This window comes from Pseudomonas bohemica (genome assembly GCF_002934685.1).
Taxonomy (GTDB): domain Bacteria; phylum Pseudomonadota; class Gammaproteobacteria; order Pseudomonadales; family Pseudomonadaceae; genus Aquipseudomonas; species Aquipseudomonas bohemica.
This window is the reverse complement of the sequence record NZ_NKHL01000037.1, coordinates 1-2801: the sequence shown is the minus strand read 5'-3', so window position 1 is coordinate 2801 and position 2801 is coordinate 1. Positions and strand designations below refer to the sequence as shown.

The following is a 2801-nucleotide window of genomic DNA, read 5'->3' as shown; positions in this document are numbered from 1 at the left end:
CAAGAGCTACGCAGCCATGGTCACGCTGGCCTGCAGCCTACGTTGTATGCGGCAATACTTTTCGTACAAAACCTAGAAACGCTTCGCATGGACTTGCCCTATTCGTGAGCAAGCTCACCCCCACAGTTTTAATAAATCTGCACTCACAATCTTCACCAAGCAGCTTGCGCAGCCTGCGTCTGTCACCGAGGTCAATCAAGTCGGCTGAGGATTGAGACTCGCTGCCATGTGAAGGCTATGCGCCGTACCTGTGGGAGTGAGCTTTGCTCACGAATGCTGACTTTCAAGCGCTAGAAATGCTTCGCCTGGACTTGCCCTATTCGTGAGCAAGCTCACCCCCACAGTTTTAATAAATCTGCACTCACAATCTTCACCAACTTGTAACGCTTACTACTCCTGATCGTCATTGCTTCCCGCCACTCTGTACTCCCGCACACGCAATGGGAGACAGGATATGCCTCGGCACTACGATGACTCGCAGCAGCACAGCACCTCCAGCGCCAAGACCCGCCGTCAGCAGGAAGACCAGCGCCGCATGGCGTTCAGGCGCGCGATTGAGACCTACTCGGAAGAAAGGCGGCTGAATCAGGAACTCTCCGATTACCTCGATGCGACCTCCGCCAACTTCTGGCAGAGCGCTAGCGCGTCGGAAGATGCCCGTCAAAGCGTGCGACCAGCTCGGTAATCTGTGCCCGCTCGGTGCGAATGAACGCAAGGAAAGCGTGAGCGACCGGCGACAGACGTTTATCCCGCGCCTGTACGACGCACCAGCTTCGATACAGCGGCAACTCGGCCACTGGCAGTTCTTTCAGCGTGCCGGTGGCCAGTTCCAGGCTCAGCGCATGCCTGGTCAGCAGGGCCACGCCCAAGCCTGCCACTACGCATTCACGCTGCGCTTCGGCTGACGACACTTCCAATGAGTGCTCGAAGTGAATGCGCTTCTCCTTGAAATACTCCTCACATGCCTTGCGCGTGCCCGAGCCTTGTTCGCGAATGACCAGAGTATGGCCTTCAAGGTCTTTCAGCGTGAGGTTGGGCAGAAACGATAACGGGTGATCCGGCCGCGCCACCGCAACGATCGGATTATTCAGAAAGGGTAAAAACTCCAGCCCCATGTCCTGCGGGACCATCGACATGACCACCAAATCGTCCCGATTGTCCGAGAGCCGTCTGATGACTTGAGCGCGGTTTACCACAGTAAGATTGAGCATAACGTCTGGATATTGGTGCTTAAAAGCGGCAAAAAGGTGCGGAACGAAGTATTTGGCACTGGACTCGATCGCCAGCTTCAATTGTCCTTGAAGCGAGCCCTGCATGTCCGACAGTTGCATGTCGAGGTTTTCCAGGCGCCCGAAAATATCTCGACTGGCCAGCTGCAACGCTTCGGCGGCTTCGGTTAGGTAGAGCTTTTTACCGACGTACTCGAACAACGGTTGGCCAATCAGCTCTTCCAACTGACGAATCTGTAGGCTGACCGCCGGTTGTGTGAGCGACATTTCCTCAGCCGCACGGCTGTAGGAACGCAGATCGCAAACCTCATTGAAGATTCGCAACTGACGCAACGTCATACGCATCAATGACTTACGCAATTTGACGCTACTCCAAAAAATATCGAAGCAATGACTATAAGGTTTTACTTATGTTTAACCCAATTTTTACTCATTTTTGTTAATTACTGATTCGGAATAGGGTGGCTCCATCTGCGAGGCAACATGCTGTAACGGTGTGTCGCGCCGTACTGACCGGGGTTTCCGGTCCGTCTGCTCATCGGTCGAGGAAATGCCAGTGATAACAAAAATCCTGATCGCCAACCGCGGAGAAATTGCTGTCCGAATTGTGCGCGCTTGCGCCGAAATGGGCATCCGCTCGGTTGCGATCTACTCCGACGCGGACCGCCATGCGCTCCACGTAAAGCGTGCGGATGAGGCTTACGGCATCGGTTCCGAGCCGCTGGAGGGTTATCTGAACCCGCGCAAGTTGGTGAACCTGGCTGTGGAAACCGGTTGCGATGCATTGCACCCCGGTTACGGCTTTCTCTCTGAAAACGCAGAACTGGCGGAGATTTGCGCCGAACGTGGCATTAAGTTCATCGGGCCATCCGCTGAAGTCATCCGCCGCATGGGTGACAAGACCGAGGCCCGGCGCAGCATGATCAAAGCCGGTGTGCCGGTCACACCCGGCACCGAAGGCAACGTTGCCGACATCTCCGAGGCATTGGTGGAAGGCGATCGCATCGGTTACCCCGTGATGCTCAAAGCCACGTCTGGTGGTGGCGGTCGCGGGATTCGTCGCTGCAACAGCCGGGAAGAACTGGAGCAGGCGTTTCCTCGGGTCATTTCCGAAGCGACCAAGGCATTCGGCAAGGCCGAAGTCTTCCTCGAAAAATGCATCGTCAATCCCAAGCATATCGAAGCGCAGATCCTCGGAGACAGCTTCGGCAACGTCGTGCACTTGTTCGAGCGCGACTGCTCGATCCAGCGGCGTAACCAAAAGCTCATCGAGATCGCCCCCAGCCCTCAACTGACCCCGGAACAGCGCGCTTATATCGGCGACCTATCGGTGCGCGCGGCCAAGGCCGTGGGTTACGAGAACGCTGGCACCGTGGAGTTTCTGCTCGCCGAGGGCGAGGTGTACTTCATGGAGATGAACACCCGGGTGCAGGTGGAGCACACCATCACCGAAGAGATCACCGGCATCGACATCGTTCGCGAGCAGATCCGCATCGCCTCTGGCCTGCCGCTCTCGATCAAACAGGAAGACATCATTCACCGCGGTTTCGCGTTGCAGTTCCGCATCAACGC

3 protein-coding genes are annotated in these 2801 nt (G+C 56.2%); 2 read left to right on the top strand and 1 reads right to left on the bottom strand.

Going from position 1 to position 2801, the window contains the following annotated elements; all coding sequences use genetic code 11:
- The first annotated feature begins 454 nt into the window (after window positions 1-454).
- The gene (locus CE491_RS00210; RefSeq protein WP_110946386.1) at window positions 455-685 is read left to right on the top strand and encodes a PA3496 family putative envelope integrity protein; all 231 of its coding nucleotides are present in this window, start codon (window positions 455-457) and stop codon (window positions 683-685) included.
- Here the strand turns inward: CE491_RS00210 and CE491_RS00205 are convergent.
- Entirely contained in the window at window positions 639-1589 is a 951-nt protein-coding gene (locus tag CE491_RS00205) for a LysR family transcriptional regulator (protein ID WP_110946385.1), read from the bottom strand. The genes CE491_RS00210 and CE491_RS00205 overlap by 47 nt on opposite strands.
- 196 nt (window positions 1590-1785) lie before the next feature.
- On the opposite strand from CE491_RS00205, the gene CE491_RS00200 reads away from it, so the two are divergent.
- On the top strand, window positions 1786-2801 hold a 1016-nt coding region (locus CE491_RS00200), incomplete at its 3' end, for an ATP-binding protein (protein ID WP_110946384.1).

Coding starts and splice junctions, on each gene's coding strand:
- CE491_RS00210 (WP_110946386.1), top strand. CDS start 455: ATGCCTCGGCACTACGATGACTCGCAGCAGCACAGCACCTCCAGCGCC.